Source organism: Stieleria sp. (genome assembly GCF_041595215.1).
Lineage (GTDB): Bacteria > Planctomycetota > Planctomycetia > Pirellulales > Pirellulaceae > Stieleria > Stieleria magnilauensis.
Window position 1 is genome coordinate 1 of record NZ_JBFHKV010001180.1, and the last position, 2,480, is coordinate 2,480.

Consider the following 2,480-nt stretch of genomic DNA (forward strand, 5'->3'; position numbering starts at 1 on the left):
AAACAGATCGATGGCAAGTATGCGATCCATCACTTCGCGGGTTGAAGAGACTGAACGCTGTTTCTGTAACCTGATCCGTTATTGCCACAGTCGCAGCACGCTGACCAGATTGTGATGCTGGTCGGTCCACAGGGGCGCGTCGCGCAGTTCGTCGGCGGTCGCTGTGGTGGCGGCGGCCAGTGAGGGGGCTTGGAAGATCGCGTGCCCCGGCGCGGCGATGATCATCCACGTGGAGTGGGTCGTCCCGATCGAGGCGTCTCCGATGCCTTCGAGCATGCGGCTTTCCAACCCGGCGTCGCGGCTGAGGTTGTGCACCAGCGGCGAAAGTTCCAAGTGGTTGTTGGATGTGTGCACGGTCAACACTCCGCCTTCGGCCAGTCGGGTTCTGTAGAGCGCCATCGACTCTCGCGTCAGCAGGTGGGCGGGAATCGCATCGCTGCTGAACGCGTCGAGAACCAGCAGGTCAAACTTGGCGTCGGGCATCCGCTCGAGCACCAAGCGGCCGTCTCCGAGGTGCCGTGTCATCTGGGACGGACAGTCTTTCATGAAGGTGAAGTATCGATCGGCGATGTCGATGACCGCCGGATTGATTTCAATCAGATCGAAGTGATCCGCGGGGCGTCCGTAGGTGGTCAGCACGCCGCATCCGAGTCCGACGATGCCGATCCGCAGCGAAGGATGTTGTTGCTGTAACGCTTTGATGACGTGGCCGACTCCACTCTCGTGCCCGTAATAAGTGGTCGGTTGAGATTGGTTCGGTGCGTAACGTTGCATCCCATGTAAGGTGCTGCCGTGTACTAGGCAGGTGCCGAGCGGTTTTTCACGGACTTTGAGCACGCCGAAGAAATTGCGCTGCGATGCGATGGTTCGATTGTTGGACACAAACGCCATGGTCAAGATGGGTGCGATCATCAACACGATCGCGCCGTACTTCAAACGCGCCGCGGCGGCCCAGTCGTATTCGGTGCGGTTCCAGGTCTTGCAGGCGAAGAACAACAGGAACGTCAACGCAGTGACCAGGGCGACAAAGAACGGCAACTCGGCGTGGTTGTTCAACAGCAGCGGGCAGAGGATGGCCACGATCACACCACCGAGTGCGCCTCCGGCCGACAGCATCGCGTAGTACTGGGTCAGTCTGTCGGTTCCCGGTTTCAGCCGGGCGACTTCGCCGTGGCACAGCAGGCACGCTCCAAACAGCATCACCATGTAGCAGGAGGCTTCGGCGATCAACTGGATGCTGCCCGGCAACAGCGTCTTGCCTTGGATCAGCGCCAACGCTGCGAGCGTGACCGCGGCGATCGGTTTGGGACGGTACCACTGTGGCGAGTCAAAGCAAACGATGAAGCTGGCCAGGTACAGGCTGAGCGGAAGCACCCACAGAAACGGTACGACGGCGATGTCTTGGCAAACGTGATTGGTGACCACCAACAACATCACCGAGGCGAGCGCGGGCAACGCGATCCAAGCCGCTTGGATGTTGACGGAAATCGAAGTCGAAGCGATAGCCGGTGCTGATGAATCGCCAGCGGGGCCTGATCGGGTTGCAGTGGTGGAGTCGTCGGTGATGCGGAATAAACTGATTGCGACGTAGCCTTGGACGAGCGCAAACAAGCAGAACAGCAGCGACCACATGCTGGATTGTGTCGACACCGAAAGCACGGGTTCAAACAAGAATGGATAGCTGAGCAACGCGAACAGCGATCCCGCGTTGGACAGCGCGTACAAACGGTAGACACGTTCGCTATTGTCGTGAAAGCTGAGCCACGCTTGGACGAGCGGGCCGGTGCTAGAGAGGACAAAATACGGTAGCCCGACGTGACTGGCCAGCATCCACAGCAGGTATAGCGTCGGCGTCTCGCTGCCGGTCGGCTTCCAGGCATCGGAGGGTTCGATCGGCAACACCAGCGCCGCGGCGCTGAGCAACAGCAAGTGGATCACGGCCTGGGCGAACGGATTACAGAACGTGCGGAGCACGTGGGCATAGAGGTAGCCGCCGAACAGCAAGAGTTGGAAGAACAGCATGCACGTCGTCCAGACCGCCGGGGTGCCTCCAAACCAGGGCAGCACACACTTGCTGATGATCGGTTGGACTTGAAAGACCAGGAACGCGCCGAGCAGAATGGTTGCGGCGAACCAGATCATGGACCGGCCGTGCGCCGAATCGGTGCCGGCAGTTTCGGTTTGTGAGGGTGATGACGGTTGGCCGCTAATGGATTTGGACATGGCTTGAAAAATTTCCCTCATGCGTCGTTCGGATTTCAGGGATTGCCGCGGAATCGGTCGGAATGAAGTGATCGAGCACTCGTTTTGCACACCATTGCGTGGCAATCGATAGAAATGGCGCGAAACCCTAGGTCACCGATAGCCGCAGGATCGACGTGCGGGCAAAAAGTCGGGTAACTTATAAGGCTTCGTTCTGACCTCCTTCCCCGCCACCGTTCCTGGTTCCGCATTCGCGTGTCGCTCAGTCCCCCACGAGA

General features: G+C 59.3%; 1 protein-coding gene. It reads right to left on the reverse strand.

Features of this window, described 5'->3' with window-relative positions:
• Window positions 1-78: 78 nt before the first annotated feature.
• Window positions 79-2,223, reverse strand: a complete 2,145-nt coding sequence (locus ABX749_RS29430; RefSeq protein WP_372899182.1) for a spermidine synthase — start codon at window positions 2,221-2,223, stop codon at window positions 79-81.
• Window positions 2,224-2,480 lie beyond the last annotated feature (257 nt).